This is a genomic window from Caulobacter flavus (assembly GCF_003722335.1).
Lineage (GTDB): Bacteria > Pseudomonadota > Alphaproteobacteria > Caulobacterales > Caulobacteraceae > Caulobacter > Caulobacter flavus.
In genome coordinates this window covers 2115291-2135167 of sequence record NZ_CP026100.1, presented here as the reverse complement: position 1 = coordinate 2135167, position 19877 = coordinate 2115291, and the positions used below count along the sequence as shown (strand labels likewise).

Sequence of the window (19877 nt, the reverse complement as noted above, 5' to 3'; positions counted from 1 at the left end):
ATGGCCAATCAAAATCTCCACCTGCCGCAGGATGCGCTGAAGGTCCCAGACGGCCAGAATCTCGCCGCGGTCAAACTCTGGTGCGAATACGGCATCTGGGGGCTTCTGTTCTATGATGACCAGTCACCATGGCGCGCGCTGATCGAATGCCTACACGTGTGCTTCGACAAGGCGCGCAGGGGCGAGGCGATCTTCGACGGCGTCGATCGCGGATCTGGCAGCGCCCACGAGGTCGTTCGCTACAGCGTGCCGATGAACTGGACGCTCCGACACCTGATCTTCCGAGATCGCGATATCCTTCGCATCGCTGACAGCGAGTCCGTGGACGAAAACGCCATGTGGACCGCTTGGCAAGCTGCGCTCGATCGTAGCGGCATCAAGTACGACTATAAATACCTCAGAAACGCGTTCAAGAATTTTGGCGACTTCGCGCGCGCCGTCGAGCTTCTTCGCTCGGCCGAAATTGAAAGCCATACGGAAAAGCGCTGGACCTCAAAGCATCTGTTGCCGCTCGGCCCGAGCATGATCTTCCCCGATGTCGACGAAAAGGGACATGCCGATCGCAAATACATGCGCAGGACGGGCGAGCTCATGTATCTTATGCTCAATCGTTCTAGCCAAAGACAAAGGCTGGAAGCGCTCATCCGCAGCCGATTGCTGCCGGCAGATAGCGCCTGGAACCGCTTGGCCGCTCGGCTTGCTGGACCCGATCAAAGTTATTCGAGCGAAATGCCCATTGGCTACCTGCCACTGGGCGCTCACGAGGTCTACAATCGCCTGGCGGCCGATTGGGTCTCGCTGCTGAACCTCGACAGCATCCCGACGGAAAGCATTCTGGACCCTCTTCAAAGGGTCAGCGGCCTCCTCCAATCGCTCTACATCGTCGAACGCGCCCGCGAGACAATTGATGATGGCGTGCCGATCCCGCCGTTCTTCCTCGACCTGGTCGGCGCGCCTGGCAACAATCCCATCCGCAAACTTTCGGCCAACCAGCACAAGCGCCACCGGACGATGATCACGGAGGCGATGAATAGCTACCTTGATCGTTTCGCCGCCTCCGAAGATTGGCAGGCTGTCTTGGAAAATACGGCCGGACGCACGCTCGCGACACACCTTCTCACCGAGCGTTTCCGGTGGCCTGCGCCTCCCACCCCTGACCCCGATCGCCTGCCCAGCGCCGAGCAGCAGTTGGCTGACCTGCGCAGCGCGACCCAGGCGGGTAAGAGCCACTCCATCGGCCCGATGTTTGGCAGCCACACGCGCCAGATCGGCATGCTTCGCTCCGCGCGCGGCGCAGGCACCTGGTACGCGCCGACCGACAACTTCCTGGAGGCGTTGGTGCTGACCAACGTCCGCTCCCCCATGGAGTTTGGCGATTTCCTGCAGCTGCTGCTCAAGCGCTACAATCTGGTGATCGGCCCTGAAGAGGTGCGCGAGGCCTTCCGGGTGAACCGGGTGTCGCTGCCCGCGCCGCAAGCCGATCTCCAGGAAAACGAGCGACGACTGGAAGAGCGCTTGCGGGTCCTGGGCTTCCTGGATCGCAAATCAGACGACTGCGCCTTCGTCATCAATCCCTTCTATCGCGCGACCACGGCGCTGGTTGGAGATCAGATCCTTGTCCCCGCTTGATCTCATCGGCCGCGTCACTGCGCGGCGCCTTCGCGAAACCGTCCAGGCCAACCATGGCCGCGCTTACTACTGCATGGTCGGGCTGGACCCGGCCATTGTCAGCGCCATCGCCCGACGTGTAGCCGCCGAGAAGGTGGTTGGCGGCGAGGTCGAGGTGTTCGTCCACCCAGATCTGGCTGAAGGCGATATCTCGCCGGCCGTCCTTTGCGACCGCACTGCTCCTTGGCACCGCAATCACGCCGGGCCGGGTGTTCGCTTGACCGTCTGCACGGTCCCCGCGCGCAAGATGAAGGAGACGCTGCCAACCCTGGAGCACAAAGCCAAGATCGATGACGCCTGGCTGCTACAGGACGCTGAGGTCTGGGCTCAAGAGGGCCTTGTTCAGTGTTCGGAGGATATCCGCGCCGCCTTCGTGCATGCCCTGAAGGGGCTCCTAGCGGCTGGCGTGGCCCATGACGCTGCAACGATCGCCGACTTCGTCGTGCGGGCCTCCGGACACTTGGTGCGAGAAGGCCTGGCGCCCGAAAAAGCTGTTCGCCGAGCCCTGCCCGCCGTGCGGCTCCCCAGCGACTGTGGCGACCCACGGCTGAAAATCACCGAGTCCTCAGACATCGCCCTGCAATTCTTCCGCAAGGCGCTCGAGGAAGCCCAACCCGCGCTCTACCTGAAGAGCCGCGATGGGGCCCCACTGAACCGCACAGAGTTGAAGAAGCGTCTTGAGCAGTTCGACAACGAACGTTTACTAGCCGCCGACGCAGCCACCGCGATTGCCGCCCTGCTCGCGGATCGCGCCGTCTTCGACGGACAATGGACCAAGACCCAGGAGGTCGTCGCGGAACTTGGGTGGGAGGCGATCGAAGCCTTCTTTAGCGACGCTAAGCGCAAGGCCAAGCCGAACTTCGGGGACGAAACTCGCAATTTCTTCGATCGGCAGTTTCCCAACGCCCTGACCGACGCCGAAAAGCAGCTGCTGTCGGAACTGACGCGCGACAACGCCAAGCCCAGCGAGCAGATCGACGACTTCTTCCATAACCACAAACCGCGCCTGCAGAGCGACCCCCGCCTCTTCAAGCGGTGGGAGCGGCTTGTCTTCCACGCGCCGATCGAAACCCAGGACCTGGCCGAAGGCTTGCTTAAGCTAGCGCACCGGGCTGTGCCGGACACCGAAGACGGCGATGACAACGGCGACCGCGTCTTAATCATTCGCCTGCGTGACGCTGAGAAGCTCGACTTCTGGACGCGCGACAAGAACACCCGCGTCCTGCGCTATCTTCGGGATCGCTATCGGGGCCTGGACAAAATGCTCGCCCCGCGCGCGGTGCTCGACTGCGGCCGCTGCTGGGAACAAGATTGGGAAAACGAGGTCCAGGAAAACACCTCGATCAAGGCCGACGCCGCGGCTCTGGAGTTCGAGGCTTTCGTCGTCCCTGAAGACCAGGTCGAAACCGTCTTGGCGACGACGGGCGGCCGCCCGCACGCCAACCGCGCGCAGCTGATCTGGTCACCGCCAGCCGAAGCCTTGGGCCTGTCTATCTCGCTGGATCTAAGGCGTCTGCGCCCGGAGAACAAGGATGAGGCCACGCGCCTTCTGACAGGTCGGATCCATATCGACCAGTCTTCACGATCGTCGACACCAACGGTGATCGACCTAGCCCAACGCACCAGTGTCATCGACACCTTCGGGGCGAGCGATGGCCTTTTGGCCAACGATGGCCGGAGCGGTGATCGGATCGATCTTATCTGGCCCAAGAACCTTCAGGACATCGAGGATCGAAAGATCATCACCGCTGCCCAGGCCGCAGCGCTGCGAGAGGCTTATGAGGCCTTTCATGGGAAATACGGCCAGGCGCTGAGCGCTCTGCTGCGCGGTGAAGGCGTCGGCGCCCAAAGCCTTATTGATCAGGCTGAACTTTACGGCCATCTGCTGACGATGGTGCAAACCCAGGCGCCGCAAGAAATCAGCCTGCGTAACCTCCTAGCGCCCCTGCTCTCGATCGGCATCATCTCGGTGGAGAGCGAACGCGCCGCCGCGCTCACGGCCCCCTGGCAACCTTTGCGGCTGGCGGAGATGGCCGCCAAGTCTCGCCAGGCCGCCGCAGCGGTCCAACGCATCATCGCTAGCTCGCTCGATCAACGCGGCGCCGTACAGGACTTTGCAGAAGATCGCGCTGCGACGCTGACGGCGACCTACTACGCGGATGTGGCGCTGTCGGCCGACGAGAAGTGCGAGCTCCTCGCCGAAACCCAGATGATAGCTGACTGCAGCCTGCTGGAATCGGTCAGCGACCTGGCCCGCCACGGTCTGTCGGACGAACCGGCCGACGCAGCGGTCACGGCCTTTAAGCGGGTGGCCGACGAGTACTTGAAGCTGCGCCCTCACGAGCAGGCCAACTTCTCGGTCCTGATCCTCAACGCCGACTCCGAGAACCTGCCGTTGGCTATGGCCAATAGCCTCTCGCGCCGTATCGAGGAAAACGCGGACCTGCGCTGCGAACTGGCCGTGACGGATGATGATCCGCGCCGCCTCCGCCAAGTTTATGAGCGCCAGAACCGTCGCATCAGCTATGAAATCGACGCCACGCTAGCGAGTGAAGCCGCTCGCAACTTCCTGTCGCGCCTGCGCATGGGCATCATGAGCCCAGAGACGCTGGTGCATGGCGGAGCCAAGTCCAGTGACATCGTGCTGCTGCAGGATGTGATCGCGCGCGGTAGTTCAGTCCGCTGGTCAAAGGGCGATGTTGACCCAACGCCGCCAGATCTAGCGTCTTACGTGCCCACCGCACGATCGAAGCGCCGCCCGTTCAAACGCGGCAACACCACCTCGGCGCTCTACCTCACCGCCCCGCGTCAGCCGAGGGCGTGCCAGGCCTATGTCGATTGCCTCTACACTGTCGGCGCGCGCGAGGTTCCGTCCGACAACGCACCGCGCTTGCCTATCCAAGAAGTGGCTTTCACGTCAGGCGCGGTCGCCGACGTTCTGACTAAAGCCCATGACCTAGGCCACTGGGTGATGACCTTCGACAGGGTCGCGGACCGCCGTCTTGTCAACACCGATGAGCGCCGCATCATCCGCTACTTCAGCGTGCCAGGATCCAGCCACAACGTCATCGTGTCGACCGAGATCGACGCGAAGGACCTGACCGACTGGATCTCGAACGATCTGGATGTAATCCTGCCAGGTGCCGACGCTCAAACCCTCGCCGCGGTGCGCCAACAGCTCTTCGCCCGCGCGGCGCAACTGTCGGGCGGCGTCATCATGCGCGGCGTCCAATGGTCCAATCACGCCCATGAGCTCCTTGGTGTCGTCCTCTCACAGCGTGAACTCGATCGCCTGCTGAAGACCGGCCGTGAGAACCACACCGGCTGGTTCTTCCTAGACGACTATCGGGGGTGGCTCGATCTGACCGGGGAGATCGCCGATATCCTGGCGATCGACTTCTCCTACGGTTCGGAAGGCCCGGAGATCCGTCTGGTAGTGATCGAGGCTAAGTACGTAGGTCAAGACGACCTTCGTGATCAGCGCCGCCGATCGGTTGGACAGTTGGAGTCCACCTACACGGCGCTACAACATCGACTGCTGGATCCAAACTCCACGCTCGACCCCACGATCTGGCGCAATCGCCTGGCTGACATGGTCCTCGAGCACATGGACCCCTTCGACCAGGTTGGCGGGATCACTCAAGACCAATGGCTAGAAGGCCTGCGCTCGGGCGAGATCAATCTCACCCTCGATGGGCATTCAATCGTCTTCAGCCACGAGGTCGAAGCGCTCTACGAAACCATGCCCGTCCTGGTCGACGACGAAAAACCCCAGGCTGAACGGCGACGGTTAGCGCAATGGGTCTTCGCCCGCTCGACCACCGCCAAGGCGCTGCGTGACCTTGGCGACGACGCCGCAGCGCCCCTTCTCAGCATCCCAGCCGGGTGGCCAGCGGCCGACAATGGGGAACAGCAACTCAATCCAGCGGCTACCGTGTCTGCGCTGGAGGAGCCGCCGGCCTCGGCGCCGACCACGCCGGAGCCACAACCGCTTGCGCTCGTCAGCGAGGACGAGACCCCCGCCAACGACGATCCGGCGCAGGACCTGGCTGAAGCCGTGGCACACGCCGGCCCGTGGAGCCTAGAGATCTCGGCGGTCCTGACGCACCTCAGCCGCGCTAGCAACGAGGCTGAGGGCGAGGCTTGGCTCGAGAAGCAAATCATCGCGCTGCAAGGCGCTCTGCAGTCCGAAGGCATGGACGCGCCCGTGCAGGGTCATCGGCTGACGCCCAATACCGGCTTGATATATATCGGCGGCCGCACCCTGACTGTCGGCTGGCTTGAGCGAAAGCAAACCGACTTCCTGACCCGGTACGGTCTGGACATCGTCCGCATCACGCCGTTGGCAGGTCAGATTGCGGTGGGTCTACGCCGTCCTAAACGCGTGACCCTGCACCTGGCCGATGCTTGGCTCAGACGAACGGGTGAGGAGCGCTCGCCCGCGCAAACCATGGCGCCCTTGCTCGGCGAAAAGGAAGACGACGGCGCTCTATGCTTCCTGCCCTTGGCCGGCGAGTATGCTGGTCAGGACCAGGCCGCGCCCCACAGCCTGGTCTCCGGCACCACGGGCAGCGGCAAGGGCATCCTGGTCACCAACCTGATGCTGGACCTTTGCGCCCTCAACGCCCCCGAGGACATTGAGCTCTATCTGATCGATCCGAAGAAGGGGGTCGACTACGCCTGGGCGCGCAATCTCCCGCATCTTCGCGATGGGATCATCGCCGATCAGGACGAGGCGATCGCGCTGCTGACGCGCCTCGTCGATGACATGGAGACGCGGTACGCAGATATCTCGGCAGAAGGCTGCCGCAACATTGGCCACTTCAATCGTATCGTTGCGCCTCACCGCCGTATGCCGCGCGTCGTCATCATCTTCGACGAAGTCGCCAATTGGATGCAGGACGACGAATTCAAGGGGTCGGTCGACTCCCTTCTCAATCGGATCGCGACCCTGTCTCGCGCCGCGGGCTTTCACCTCTTCATGGTCTATCAGCGCGCCGACAATCAGGTGATGACCATGCAGCTGAGGACTAACCTTGGTAATAAGCTCATCCTGAAGCTTGGCGATGAAGGCAGCTCGCGGATCGCCTTAAACGAAAAGGGCGCTGAGAAGCTGCTGGGTAAGGGCCATCTGATCGCCAAGCTCGACTCCGATCAGAAGATCTACCTCCAAGTCCCCTTCATTGGTGATGAGGAGGTCGAGGATCTCGCCCGGGCGGTCATCGCTACCTGGACAACCCGTCGCCAGGACGCCGCCGAGTAGCCAACCATGCCTGGCAAAAAGGTCCGCGGCGCTCTCTACATCCACCGCCAGGCCATTGGCCTGTTGTCGGATGCGGACGGCGCGCGGCTGGCCAGGGCGCTTTGCGTCGCTGGCGTGAAGCGGATCGATTGGAATGTCGCCCGGATCGAGTCCGAGGTCGTCGCCCTGCTCGACTATGCCGATTTCCGTGAGGATCCGTTTCCGGCGCTTCGCGGATCGGCGCGTATCGATCTGGCCACCGGCGCGGTCGTTCAGCGCGCGTTCGCTATCGCGGATAATCCCTTGATCCTTCATCGCAAGGAACTCTTGATAGATCCCCTCGACCCCGCCATCGCCGAGTGGACCGCCTTGACCGCCGACCTCGAAAGCCGGGACCTTTTCCGCGACAACCACCTCATCGGACGTCGACGCCCATGGGCTGAAAGGCTGGCGAGCGCTGGCGTCCGTCTCGATGGCCACCGGCTGTGTCCACGCTAGACAACAACATCATCCATCGCCATCGCACGGCGATGGTGCGTCATGATCTGTCCCAGCCCATGGCGCTCCTGGTCAGGCACGGCCTGATCAAGCCCGGGGTCCAGGTCTTCGACTACGGCTGCGGTCAGGGTGACGACCTGCGTATCCTCGGCGCCAGCGGCATCGAGGCGACGGGTTGGGATCCCCATTTCCGTCCAGAGGCGGACCGCTCTCCTGCGCCGGTGGTCAATCTGGGCTTCGTCCTCAATGTGATCGAGAATCCGGCCGAACGGCGCGAAGCGCTAACCAAGGCCTGGGCGCTCGCTCAGCAGGTGCTAGCGGTCTCGACGATGATCGTCGGCCAATCACCCATCGGAGGCCTGCGCTCCCACGGCGACGGCTTCATCACTTCGCGTGGCACCTTCCAGAAGTACTACCTGCACGCCGAGCTGCGGGCGCTGCTTACCCAGGTCCTCGGGACCGAGCCGGTGGCGGTGGCCCCAGGCATCTACTTCGTGTTCCGCTCCCCCGAGGATGAGCAGGAATTCCTGCTCAACCGGCGCGCTGGGCGACGTGCCTCGGCCGCGAGCTATCGTGTGGCTCGCGCGCCGCTCTCATCGCGCCCAGCCGCACCAACGCTATCAGAGCGGCTGCCCACGGCCCTACCCGAGCTCGCCCAATTCATGCGCCAGCGAGGCCGCGTCCCTCAGCTCGATGAGCTCGCCGCGGCGGTTCACACCGAGCTCGCCGATCAGAAGGTGTCGCTCGCGCGAGCGGTCGACGCCTGCCTTGGCGCCCTGCTGGCGCAGGAAGAATTCGAGGCCGCCGCGACAGCGCGGCGTGAGGATCTCCTCGTGCACCAAGCCTTGGGGCTCTTGAACCGATCGACTTCCGCCAGCCGGCCAAGTCCGGGCATGGTTCGCGACATCCGGACGCACTTTGGCAACCAGAAGGAACTGGCGCTGCAGGCCGTGCAGTATCTCCATGGCTTGGCCGACGAGAGCCGGGTGCAAGCTACGATCGTCGAGGCCGCTAACCAGGGCCTGGGCGTTCTCGATCACCGCCAGCGTTTGGTGGTGGACGGCTCGCGCGCCGAGGGCCTGCCCGCGCTGCTGCGCTGCTACCTCGGATGCGCCACCTTCCTCTCCGGCGAACCCGACGGAGCCTTCGTTCTGCGCATCGATGCGCCTCGTAAACGCGTGGCGATGTGGCAGCTGATCGATCCCAAGGAGGCCCTCCCCCGCGCCGAGATTTCCATTCGGGTCGATCTGCGCCGACAGGACGTCAATATTCGGCCCGATCCGCGCCGCTTGCTGCGCAAGGGCCAGCTTCTGGGTCTGGCTGCGCGGTCCAAACAGCGCCGCGCCGAAGACGCCTACCGGATCGAGCAGGGCCTGCACGAGGATACTGTATTTGAAAATCTACAGACGTAGGATCGGCTCGGTTCTCTCAGTCTTGGAAGGCCGCGGTTCGTTGCCGAGCCTGGGCGCTGATCAGGCGCCGTCACCGCCCGAAGGGAGCGTCAGCGCAGGATCGCCTTGGCGCATTGCGTGACAGCGTCATCGTCGGCGTACTTAGCGGCGACTTTCTCAGCGAGCTGATAGATCAGACTCTTCATCGTCCCGATCGCACTATCGAAATAGACGCCATCGATCAGCAGCGGCTCGCCCGCGGCCACGCGCGCGCGCTGGCCCGCCTTTTCAATGTATCGCTCATTGGCTCGGCCATCGCCATGCACAACGATGTCTCTGGTCGCCTTGACCTCGATGAAACCCGCAGCAGACTCTGCCGGCACCTCGACCTCCAAGATCGAAGCCACATAAGCCAAATACTCGGCAGGCTTGGCATAGAGCGCACCACCCACGCGGCTGCGGATCAGTTCCTCCAGGATCTCGTCCCGACTTCTCTCGATGAAGTCTTCGAGGGCGATCGTTGGTTTGCTGTCGCCGCGCTTTACGCCCCGACCAAGCCGATCTGGATGAGCGCGAAGAACCAGCTTCATCAGATCGATGAGATAGTCCTCGGTGATAGAAACGGCCAGGACGAGCGATTTCTTATAGGCCCCCTGGTCGATCACCGCCGTCAGCAGCGCCTTCAGATCAGGAGACGCCCGACGGATCCTCGCCGTGGGCTTATTCCCCGAAGGCACCTCAAAATGATGGAAGACTTTGCCCCTTTCGGCGACACCAGCATTCATTCCTTCGGCGTAACGCTTCAAAGCCGTGGTCGTCACCTGTGTCTCAATGTGAATCTCATTGAGGCGACGATTATAGCTCACCTTGTGCCGATTAAGGGCATGATTGACCGTCGCCGCGTTGGACTTCCCAGATTTTTCAACCACGGTTGTAAGCCCCCATTCAGGGCATGATCATGACCTCGTTTAGCTGAGCCCACTAGGTCAATACTGGGTCGAAATTGATGAGGCCTGCAAAGTTCAGCCGGACACACCCAAGCCTGAGTGAGCGCGCCGCTGATCTTCCTCACCTTCAGGAAGCGGTCCTTCCCAACGTCGGAGAAGAGTCAAAACAGGTCCGAACAGGGAACCGCACGAGCTCGGCGAAAATATCTGAATTTATATCGCCTAAAAACCACAAAGACCACAACACAAAGCAGCCGTGAAAGTTGCTTCATCAAGAAAAATCAAAATACAAAACTGTTATTCACAAATACAAATATAATCATCTAAATTATGGAATATGTTCCATATTCCAAAAATTCCGACACCCACTCACCACAACAACACGCGCAAGCCCCACATCTACTGAATCAGCATGATGGGTGACTTGATTAATCAAAAATTCGGTGAATGATCGAGCCGCGACGAGTCCGCACAGTGCGCGACATCGCTCCCGGCCAAGAAAGGAGCCGCCGAGACTCAGAAATTCCATGGCGGAAACGACAAAGGGCCCCGCCTGCCAGCGGAGCCCTTGTTCGGGGAGACCCCTGATATCGATTAGCCTTCGATAATGCAGTCTCCCCCCGCACTGTCCCGGAGTCAACAGTCCGCCTGCCGGACTGCACGGCGACGTGCGGCCTTTTTCCGCCCCTTCCACCACAACCAAGGAGGGGCAGATGCCCAACTATCTGAGCAGTTCACCGACTACAGTTTCCGAGGCCATCGAACGCATAGCGCAGCCTGACGGCTCGGTGGCTGGGGGCCCTTTCGGCCGCATCGTCATGACACCGGATGGCCGCCCCATCCGGTCGATCATCACAGGGCGCCGACGTCTCGTGACGGGCAGCTATGCCAGCCGAAAGGCCCGACGCGCCATGCCGCATGAGAGCATGAACGAGCTCTCCTTCTTCCATGAAAGCGAGGTCGACACCTGCGTGATGGACTACCGCGCCCAGCCGTTCCGCCTGGAATTCATCCTTGGCGGCCAGCTTCGGACCTACATTGCCGACTGCGCTCGACTGCTATCGGACGGAGCCATCGATGTCATCGAGATTAAGGGTGACTATCGACACGCTTCCGATGAGCGCTACACCGCCAAACTCGAAGCGGTCAGAGAGTTCTGCTATCGACTGGGCTGGCTGTTCAGGATCGTTGTTCCTGAAAAGACGGTCGCCGCCAGGATAAGACATGCGAACGTCCACCTGGTCCAATCCAAGCGCACGGTCAGTTATGACGCCTCGCACTGCTATCTGGCGCTCAATCTCCTGCAACGCGAAAATGGAGATACCACCCTCGCACAGATCGCGCAGGCGCTTGGCGACAGCCGCGCCGGCATGTCCATCGCCATGGCGATGATGGTCGGGCGCGTGCTCAACATCGAACTGGATCGCCCCATCTCGGCTAACAGCCGCGTCACCGCGGTGGATAACGCGGGTAGCTACGAACGAGCGGCTCAATGATCGCTCCCATCCGCTTCAAGCCCGAGCAACGCTGGATGGTCGACAACCAGCACATCCGCTTCCAGCGCGACCTGGGCGATGGACTCCTCTTGTTCCTAGTTGAACGCACCGGCGGACCGCTGCAGATACGCGCCGCGGACGGCAGCCTGCGAATGCCCGATCGCGTCTGGGCTGTCGAAGCGTTCGCCGAAGGACGCCTGAGACAAGTTCCCACGCTCGAAAACCTCACTTCAGCGCGCCGCCAAGCCCAACAGCGTGAGTACGCACCCGACCAGGTCGCTGAGTTGGACCCAAGGGCCGCTCTGCGGCGCTTCGTCCTTGAGGGGTTGGATCGCATGGGGATCCACGTTCTTGGCGACCGAGCGCTGCACCTCGCACTCTGCGCCCTGTGGGCAGCAGAGCCCGACAAAGCCGCTCAGTTCGGCAAGCCGAACCCTCGAACCGTTCGCCGTTGGCTCAAAGAGCGAGGAACGCCTGGCGAGCGCACGTCAAGGCAAATGCTGTCGATGAGCGGCCGGGTCGCACGAAGCCGGCGCCTCCCCCCCATTACGCTCTGGCTGCTCCAGAAGGCCGTACTCAAGTATTGGTCGACCCCGTTAAGTATCGCCGACGTCTATGCATGGCTGGCTTCGTGGATCGAGCGCATCAATCGGTGGCGCACGCAAAGCCCCCACACTTGGCCTCCCCTCGATCGGCCGAGCATCGAGACCTTGCGTCAAGATATTAGGCGACTGGAGTGCTACGAGACTTACGCCGCCAAGTTCGGGGAGAAGCTGGCCAAGAAGCGCTTCAAGGCCAATGGCAAGGGCCTTACCGCAGCCAGGTTTCTTCAGCTTGGCTGCATGGACCACACGCTACTAGACCAGATCGCCGTCATCGACGGCGAATACATGCTACCCGTCGGGCGACCATGGCTGACCGTCATCATAGACGTGAGGACACGGTGTGTTGTCGCCTTCGTGCTCAGCTACGAGCCGCCCTCGCTCTTCCAGGCACTGGAATGCATCAAGAGGGCCAACCAACCCAAGTTGCATCTGCATTCGAGAGCTCCGAAATTTCCCGTACTCTCGAGCATTTTTGGACGATTTGACGAGGTAGTCGTCGACAACGGTTGGGAGTTCAGCGGCAAGTCATTCGAAGACGGCATGGCCGACGTTGGGACCTCTGTTCGCTGGGCGCCGGTGGCTTCCCCCACCTACAAGGCCATCGTCGAGCGCTTCTTTGGCACCCTGAACGAGATCCTCAATAAGAAGGCTCCTGGCGGAGTGCTCAAACCGGAGCTTCTACGCGAGATGGGGTACGACCCCACCAAGGATGCGGTACTCACGATCGCTGAGATCGAAGACCTGATCTGGGAAGCGATCACCTACTATCACATCGAAGAGCATAGCGGCATCAAACGGCCGCCTGCGGATCTCTGGCGTCAGGACATGGAAGCCTATGGCATCGACGTCATTGGCGACGACCATCAACTCGATCGCATGGCCGGGGCCATGAAGTTTCCGTGCACACTCAGCCGGTCCGGGTTGGAAATGTTCGGACTCACCTTCCACGAGCAATACGCGACCGGCGAGCTTCTAGAGGACTTGATCAGTCTTCAGCCCATCCGGGGGCAGCGAAAGGGCTCCGCTACCGCCCAAGTGAAGGTGAAATACAATCCAGCGAATCTCGGCGAGGTGCATGTCTGGAATCAGCGTCGCAACTTCTACGTGACCTTGCCCTGCACCGACGAAACATACAGCGCTGGAATTTCGCTCTGGCATCATCAGCAACTCAAGGCCTGGGCCAAGCAGAAAGGACTCGAGTTCAGCACTCAGGAGGATCGGCTCGCCGCGCGCCTCAAGCTGGTCGAAATGATCCAGCAGAGTGCACCGGAACTACGCCTAAGGCAGAGACGAGCCGTAGCACGGCTGCTGACAGCACCCAAGATCCTGAAGGCTCTCAAAGGCAATTCTGCGACGCTGGCCTACGCCCCGTCACGCCACGACGGCATGGCGCCCGTGATCCCGCACGACACCTTGGCAAGACATCGGATCGATGGCGACACACCGCCTAACCGCCCGCCCCGAGCCTCAAAACCGAAGGGTCGCCAGCGCCCCGAGCAAGCAAAGCCCAGGCAGCATCCGACACCCAAGCATTCGCCCGCCGACGCCCTCACGCAGAAGCCTTGGAAAGGGTTCAAGCTATGAGCGGCGCCCCGATTGGACTCGATCCTGACCTGCCACTTTCGGGGATCATGGAGGAAGACTGGTCCGCAGCATCCAATGAAGCTGTCGCGGACCTGCTCGCCCTGTTCAATACGATATTCGTCGCCTACCCCCTGCACTCGGAATTCCACAGCCGGTGCGACTTCCTGATGAAACTTGGACGCTCCACGCAGGGAGCGCCGCAGAAGGGCCTGCGCGTGCTTGCACCAACAGGCTCGGGAAAGACCCGCGCCGCCGAAGAGTTCATCCGAATGGTAACCGAAAGCCGACAGTCCGGGGACGAGGAGTTTCCCGTCGTGCTGGTGCCGCTCGACCGCGCAACGACTTCAAGGAAATTGTTTTCGTCCATCCTTCAGTACTTCGGCGACGAGTTCACCATCTCCGCCACTGAGGCGGTACTTAAGGAACGGGCCTACAAGTTCCTCCGTCGGTTCAAAACGCTACTGCTCATCATCGACGAGGTGCAGCACCTGACTAGCGCCGGCAGCGGCGGCGATGTGACGGACAGCCTAAAGCGGCTGTTGGACGACGGAGTAGTTCCCGTCGTGTTTCTCGGCACGATCGAAGGCAAAAGCCTCTTTACTCGTAACCTTCAACTTTCCGGCCGACTGCTCTCCCCTTGCGACTATCGGGAGCTCTCAAGTCAAAGTGCGACCGATAGGGGCCTGCTAAGTCGGTTTGCCGAAGAGCTCGACCTGGCCATAGTCCACAAGGGGTTGATGCGACGTCCAGCAGGCCTGTCGCACCCTTGGATCAGCGGGTGCCTCCACGAGGTCTCCGCCGGCGTCATCGGCCGCATTTCCCGGATCATGTACGTCGCCCTGGAGATCGCGCGCAGGCGACACGCCGACTGCATCGAAGTCTTCGACTTGGCACTCGCAGTTGATCGATGGGCTTTGGAGCAAGGCTTTACAGCGCGAAACCCTTTCCGCTCAACAAGCCCCAATCGCTGATGGCCGATCGACGCCATACGGATCGTCAAAAGGCCGATCCGCTCGCTGCTGACCCCCGGGGCGCGTCCGTACGCGCCCCGGAACCGGCCAAGCCAATCCCTCGCGTTCTTTTTCCGCTCGACCCGTTCGCTGACGAGAGCTTGATTGGGTACCTCGTCCGCGTTGCCGCTTGGAACGTCCTGGATAGCGCGGCGCCGCTTCTGGCGCCGCTGGGTCTCCGCTGCGGCGAGGGCCTATCTAAAAACCTGGAACCAGTTTCCGATTTGATGGCCGCATCGCTCCGCATCCATCAATCAAAGCTGCAGAGGATGCTGATCCTAGACATTGAAGACAGGCCGTCTGAGGTCGACTACTTCGGGGCGCCCCTGCGGCGACATCATTTCCTCCACAGACGTCGACGCGTGTCGCCGGCTTCCCTGGCTCGATCTGAGCATCACAGGGGGAACTGGCTGATCGGGACGCTGCCCCACTGCCCGGAATCCTGGGAGCTGCTAATCGACAGCTGTAGCTGTGGCGCTGAGTTGGGCTGGAGAAACGCGCGGGAGATCGCCATTTGCGAGAGGTGCGGCTTCGACCTACGCCGCCTTACCTCTCCGACTGTGCCTGCCCCTCAACGCGAAGCTCTTACGGTGCTGTCGGATCTTGTCAGCCCTCGACTTGAGAAGAGGAGCCTGGCGCGGGCGGCTGTCCCAGCACGCTTTCAGCACCTGGAGCCAACGTGGATATTCGAACTTACGCTCGGCTTCGGACGCGCCTCAGCGCCAGCGGCCAGGAGCGCAAAGGACTTTTTCCCTACGGCAACGCTTTTTCGAGGCGCGAAATTCCTACTGGGCTATCCTGGGACATTCGAAGCTTGCGCCCGCGAACGGTACTATAACAATACCCAGGCCCCAATCTTCCTGAATCTGAAGGCCAATCAGCGGTTCGATTTCTGCCCTGAACTGAGCGCTTTTGCTTCAGATCTAGTTGAGGAGTTCGAGCCCACCCGGCATGGACCAAGCAGACTGAAATCAATTCGCGAAAACTCCAACCGCATCACCGCCAAACAAGTCGCGACCAAGCTCGGCATCTCGAGCACTGAGGTTGGCCTTCTAAATCAAGCGGGGGCTTTCGAGACAGGGCGCCCCCGCGGAGCGCGTCGCCAGATCAGTTGGTTTGAACCCAGCAGCGTTGAGCCCGTAGCAAAAGCGCTAGCCTCGCGCCTGTCACCTACGGAGTTTTCCCGGCGCTTCCATTTACCGATGGACGGCGTAGAGCAGCTTTTCAGCATGGGCCTGCTCGTCGCGAATAGGTCCCCACACGTCCAGCTTCTGCATAGCGATTTGCAGCTGGAGCGGAGCGAGGCGCTGTCTCTCATCGACCATATCCGAGCAAAGCTCGCTGCTCCGCACCACAACGCCATCACGCTGAGAGAGGCCTTCTTTGGGATCGGGGGTAGCGCGAAACCGTGGGGGTCGGTGGTCGCGAAAATCCTGGCAAATGAAGTGCCTGGTGGAGTGGGGCTCGCGCCTGGCCACCCTCTAAAGTTCAGCGCCCTGACCGTCACGCCAGAGTTCTCGCGCCTGCTGCTCACAGATGCCTATAGCGTGTTCCGATCGCTGCCAGAACGGTCGCTTGCGCTAGGGCCAATTCGAGATTTCGGGCGAACTGAGGTGGAGAACTATTTGAATTGCTTCCCCCGCGACGTATCGCTGCTGATCCTCAATGGGCACCTGAAAGTTCTGGGGCCAAAGCGTACAAGGTTCTCGCGAGAACAAGTCGCAGAGCTCGGCCTTAAGTTGATCAGCTCACGAGAAATAATGTGGCGCTGGAGAATCTCACCGATGATGCGCGAAGCTCTACCGAAGGTCGGTATAGAGCGTATCCTTGGACCATTTTGGCCACGCCGTGCCGTGACCGAGCACTTCGGGTCTAAACTCAATTTTGCTGAACACGTCGCTCGTTGCCCCGTTACTTGTTGAGCCGCTTGGGGCCGGCCTGCCATATGACGGCAGGCCTAGCGGGCTTCAGCGGGACCGCCGCCTCTCCCGCCACCGCCCTTGATCCGCCCCTGCGGCGGCTTCTCCGACGATCCCGGCGCTTTCGGGTCCCGGTCCCCACCCTACGGATCACGCTGCGGCCTGGACTTGGTCCAGCGATGCTGCAGCGACGATCGATCTGAAATTTTCGAGTATCTCGGCGTGCCGAACGGCCAAGAACCGTTCGACTTCCCGCTTGGAAAGCAAGCGCTCCAGGAAGCCGGCCGCAATCACTAAAAGGAGCATGTCGTCGCCATAGGAGGCTTCGAGTTCCTTGTAGTCGTGGGTGACGGAAGCCATCTCCCGCTCAAGCCGTGCCATTTGCTCCGTCGTCAGCCCAGTCGCCTTCTTCAGGTCATCGGGGCGATGCAGGTCTGCTGCCTTGGTGGTCGCCAGTAAGGCCTTGGCGTAGTTGATGCTGTAGTTGTTGGCTGAGGCCATCAATTCGGCCACCTCCAGCTGACGGATCGGCTTCATCTTGCGCAGCTTGGTGAAGGTGTGGGTGCCGACCGGTTTGTCCTTCAACAGCTCGGCGACGTCAGCGCTGATGCCGTTCAGCAGGTCCCGCCGCTGGCGGATCACGCCGATGTCGACGTTCAGCGCCTTGGCTAACTTCTCCTCGGAAACACCGCGCTTGAGGGCGCGAACGATCATGTAGTGCTCTTGGATCGTCGCCAGCCGGTTGACGCGCTTGTTGTAGGTGAAGCCCTCGTCGTCAGAGGCAATCAGGCAGCGAGCTTCCGTAGACCCCTGATCGCGCAGGGCGCTGAAGCGCACGTGACCGTCCAAAAGGAGATATGGCCCACTCCCCTTCGCACGGGAAACGACGAGTGGCTCGACCAAGCCTAACTGCCCCACCGATGCAGCGATCCGGCGATACTTCGCCGACTCCTTGACCGCGGCGGGCAGCATCTTCGACGGCAGGATGTCGTTGAGCGACAAAATCACGATCTGCTTTTCGAAGGCGATCTTGACCTCTTCCTGCATCGTCAGCCCCGATCGTATCCAATTCGCTCGGCCAACGCCGTCGGAACCGAGCCGACGCCCTCGGCCCGCATCAACGTCACGAAGTGGTCGTCAGCGAGCAGGCGCTTAAGAGCGTTCGTGACGAACATAAGCCTGCTCTGGGTCAGCGAGGCGCGCTTGACGAGCTGGCGTTGCCGCTCAGTCTCTCGCTGATAGGCGCGGATCAGCGCCTCTGACGTTACCTGTCCGCGGCCACGATGCGGACTGGTTCGCTGGTGCAAGCCTTTGCCGCTGGCGTTCCGCTGCTCGATGATCTGGCGGATCGCCAGCACCTGGTTGCCCGGGATCGCCTTTTCCTCATAGGCCTTGGCTAGGGCCTGCTGCACTTCGCCCTCCTTGGCCTTGGCGATCTCCATCGCAATAGTGTGGGGGATGACGCCGCGCTCGACTGCGTTGATCAGCTTTTCCTCGCCGTTCTCGAGCAGGTAGCAGATCGCGTAGACGTACTCGGTGCTGAAATCGACCTTCGCGGCGATCTCCTGGTAGCTATAGCCGCGCTCGCGTAGGGCGCCGATCGAGCGTACCAGCTCCAGCGGTGTGTGCTGGCGACGGGCGAGGTTCTCGACCAAGCTCATGACGAAGCAGTCGTCCTCGCTCGCGTCGATAATGATCGCCGGGATCTCCGCCTGACCCAGCGCCATGAAAGCCTCGAGCCGGCCCTGCCCGCAGACTAGGTCGTAGCGCGGCTTGCCTGGCCGCTGGCTGACGGTGATGGGCTTTTTGAGACCGAGATGGGCGATGCTGGTGACCAGTTCCTGGAAGATCCGCCGGTTGCGGACCCGAGGGTTGATCACCGTGATCGCGTCGATCGGCACCATGCGAACTTCGGGCGGGGCCTCGATCATGCTGCACGCAGCGCCGTGCGCCGGGTCAAATCGACGAACCCGTCGAGATCATCGAAGCGATAGGCGTCCAGCCCCACGTGATTGTAGGGCGCGAGCTTCAGGTTCGGCGCTGCGCCCAGATCGATCCACGGGAGCAGGTAGTAGTCCCGGACCGTAGTATTATCGGCTTCCATCCTGGCCGCGATGGTGATGTCCGGCCGCAGGCCCTGATCGAGGCGCACCTTCCAGCGCAGGCTTCCGGCCGTCGTCAACTGGCAGCGCACGATAACCAGCGAGGCGGTGAACTCGCTGTTGATGTGCAGAAGGTCGGTGTGCTGGTCGCGCTCGACGCTGGCGCCGGCGGCGCGGATGTTGTTGATCGCGCCGGCCACGACTTCCGGATGTAGGGCTCTCAGCGCGCGGTTCGTCTCGATGTATCGATAGTCTCGCGTTGGCGAGAACCCGACCAGTTGATAAGCGCGAAGTAGGCTGCCGAAACGATGCCGGAACGTCGAGCTCGACGGCATGCCCTCGATCTCGTCGATCACCAAGCCCGAGAGCCAGCCACGCTGGCTGAGTAGGGCCGATAGCTGCTCCAGAAGCTGTTGATCGGTGAACCGACGACTGCGATCAAAAATGATCCGCTGGGCTGCCTCGAAGAAGTCGGGCTCGACGATGCTCTCGAAGGCGCCGTCGGCGCGCACCCACATGTCGGGGTCGTTAGTGACGCGCTTGGCCTTCAGCTTGAAGGAGACGCGATTGTAGACGTTGTTGCCGATGTACTTTTCGTTGGTCAGGATCTGATGGACGACGCCCCGCGTCCACGGCCGGCCGAGATCGGTTACCAGGCCCTCGGCGTTCAGCAGCGCGGCGATCTCGCTCTCTGACCGCCGCTGCAGCACGAACATCCGATACAGACGCCGCACGACCTCGATCTCCTCGGGCGGGCCGGGGCGAAGCACAACGCGATCGGTCTGCAGACTCTTGTGCTCACCGCGGGAGAGCTCTGCCTTGGGTGTGCGGTGTTCATCGACCAGCTGGCGGCGCAGGCCGAAGCCTGCGGGGCCGCCTTGCCGAAAGCCTAGGGTGATGAGGCGGCATTGGCCGCTGAAGACCTTGACCGAGAGCTCGCGGCTATACTCACCAGCCATGGCACGCTTCATGCTTTTTATGATTGTGGAGCTGAGGCTGCCGTCGTTCTCAAACTGCTCGGCGCAGTAGTGGACGGAGATGCCGGCTTCGCGACACACATACTCATAGAAGCCGCTCTCGTCGGCGTCCTGAAAACGGCCCCAGCGGCTGACGTCGTAGACCAGGATTGCCTCAAAGTCGGCGGCCCCAGCGCGGACGTCGGCGATCAACTGCTGGAGCGCTTGGCGGCCATCGAGGCGCAGGCCACTCTTTCCCTCATCGGCGTATGTGCGGACGATCTCGAAGCCGCGCCGGCCAGCGTACTGGGCAATGGCGTCTTCCTGATTACTGGTGCTGTAGCGCTGATGCTCAGTGCTCATGCGCACATATTGGGCGGCGCGCATGATCTTGCGCTCGATCACCGCTTCGTTGCTCGCACCTGCCTGCAACATCACTCACACCACGCCTGGCTTGAG

General features: G+C 61.7%; 12 protein-coding genes. 8 read left to right on the top strand and 4 right to left on the bottom strand.

What is annotated here, in order from left to right; genetic code table 11:
* From C1707_RS09950 to C1707_RS09935, 4 genes are read left to right on the top strand one after another with little or no spacing between them, the layout of a single operon-like run.
* A complete protein-coding gene (locus C1707_RS09950; protein WP_101714963.1) occupies positions 1 to 1629 on the top strand; it encodes a hypothetical protein in 1629 nt (542 codons plus the stop codon).
* Positions 1616 to 6931, top strand: a complete 5316-nt coding sequence (locus C1707_RS09945) for an FtsK/SpoIIIE domain-containing protein (RefSeq protein ID WP_101714962.1) — start codon at positions 1616 to 1618, stop codon at positions 6929 to 6931. The genes C1707_RS09950 and C1707_RS09945 overlap by 14 nt, the downstream gene beginning before the upstream one ends.
* A 6-nt stretch (positions 6932 to 6937) precedes the next feature.
* A complete protein-coding gene (locus C1707_RS09940; protein ID WP_101714961.1) occupies positions 6938 to 7408 on the top strand; it encodes a hypothetical protein in 471 nt (156 codons plus the stop codon).
* Positions 7396 to 8820: a DNA phosphorothioation-associated putative methyltransferase gene (locus C1707_RS09935; RefSeq protein WP_101714960.1), complete on the top strand. Its 1425-nt coding sequence runs from the start codon at positions 7396 to 7398 to the stop codon at positions 8818 to 8820. Before C1707_RS09940 ends, C1707_RS09935 begins: the two co-directional genes overlap by 13 nt.
* An 89-nt stretch (positions 8821 to 8909) precedes the next feature.
* Here C1707_RS09935 and C1707_RS09930 read toward each other — a convergent pair whose 3' ends face one another.
* Positions 8910 to 9728 (bottom strand): hypothetical protein, encoded by an 819-nt coding sequence (locus C1707_RS09930; protein ID WP_145998475.1) that lies wholly within the window; start codon positions 9726 to 9728, stop codon positions 8910 to 8912.
* A 731-nt stretch (positions 9729 to 10459) separates the two neighbouring features.
* Between C1707_RS09930 and C1707_RS09925 the strand changes: the two genes are divergently transcribed.
* From C1707_RS09925 to C1707_RS26090, 4 genes are all read left to right on the top strand, one after another.
* Entirely contained in the window at positions 10460 to 11242 is a 783-nt protein-coding gene (locus tag C1707_RS09925) for a TnsA endonuclease N-terminal domain-containing protein (RefSeq protein ID WP_145998474.1), read from the top strand.
* A complete protein-coding gene (locus tag C1707_RS09920) occupies positions 11239 to 13431 on the top strand; it encodes an integrase catalytic domain-containing protein (protein ID WP_240633901.1) in 2193 nt (730 codons plus the stop codon). Before C1707_RS09925 ends, C1707_RS09920 begins: the two co-directional genes overlap by 4 nt.
* Positions 13428 to 14402, top strand: a complete 975-nt coding sequence (locus tag C1707_RS09915) for a TniB family NTP-binding protein (protein ID WP_240633900.1) — start codon at positions 13428 to 13430, stop codon at positions 14400 to 14402. Before C1707_RS09920 ends, C1707_RS09915 begins: the two co-directional genes overlap by 4 nt.
* Before the next feature lie 629 nt (positions 14403 to 15031).
* A complete protein-coding gene (locus C1707_RS26090; RefSeq protein WP_145998473.1) occupies positions 15032 to 16363 on the top strand; it encodes a hypothetical protein in 1332 nt (443 codons plus the stop codon).
* Between the two features lie 147 nt (positions 16364 to 16510).
* Here C1707_RS26090 and C1707_RS09910 read toward each other — a convergent pair whose 3' ends face one another.
* The 3 genes from C1707_RS09910 to C1707_RS09900 are packed head-to-tail and all read right to left on the bottom strand — an operon-like array spanning position 16511 to position 19853.
* Positions 16511 to 17407 (bottom strand): plasmid partitioning protein RepB C-terminal domain-containing protein, encoded by an 897-nt coding sequence (locus C1707_RS09910; protein WP_101714957.1) that lies wholly within the window; start codon positions 17405 to 17407, stop codon positions 16511 to 16513.
* 2 nt (positions 17408 to 17409) lie between these two features.
* Positions 17410 to 18264, bottom strand: coding sequence for a plasmid partitioning protein RepB C-terminal domain-containing protein (locus tag C1707_RS09905; RefSeq protein WP_240633899.1), 855 nt, complete (start codon positions 18262 to 18264; stop codon positions 17410 to 17412).
* 23 nt (positions 18265 to 18287) lie between these two features.
* Positions 18288 to 19853 carry a recombinase family protein gene (locus C1707_RS09900; protein WP_180896962.1) on the bottom strand — a complete coding sequence of 522 codons (1566 nt, stop codon included), beginning with the start codon at positions 19851 to 19853 and terminating at the stop codon, positions 18288 to 18290.
* Between the last annotated feature and the right edge of the window lie 24 nt (positions 19854 to 19877).

Bases quoted from the DNA above. Each gene is read 5' to 3' on its own strand.
- C1707_RS09950 (WP_101714963.1), top strand. From the start codon at position 1: ATGGCCAATCAAAATCTCCACCTGCCGCAGGATGCGCTGAAGGTCCCA.
- C1707_RS09940 (WP_101714961.1), top strand. From the start codon at position 6,938: ATGCCTGGCAAAAAGGTCCGCGGCGCTCTCTACATCCACCGCCAGGCC.
- C1707_RS09925 (WP_145998474.1), top strand. From the start codon at position 10,460: ATGCCCAACTATCTGAGCAGTTCACCGACTACAGTTTCCGAGGCCATC.
- C1707_RS09920 (WP_240633901.1), top strand. From the start codon at position 11,239: ATGATCGCTCCCATCCGCTTCAAGCCCGAGCAACGCTGGATGGTCGAC.
- C1707_RS09915 (WP_240633900.1), top strand. From the start codon at position 13,428: ATGAGCGGCGCCCCGATTGGACTCGATCCTGACCTGCCACTTTCGGGG.
- C1707_RS09910 (WP_101714957.1), bottom strand. From the start codon at position 17,407: ATGCAGGAAGAGGTCAAGATCGCCTTCGAAAAGCAGATCGTGATTTTG.
- C1707_RS09905 (WP_240633899.1), bottom strand. From the start codon at position 18,264: ATGGTGCCGATCGACGCGATCACGGTGATCAACCCTCGGGTCCGCAAC.
- C1707_RS09900 (WP_180896962.1), bottom strand. From the start codon at position 19,853: ATGTTGCAGGCAGGTGCGAGCAACGAAGCGGTGATCGAGCGCAAGATC.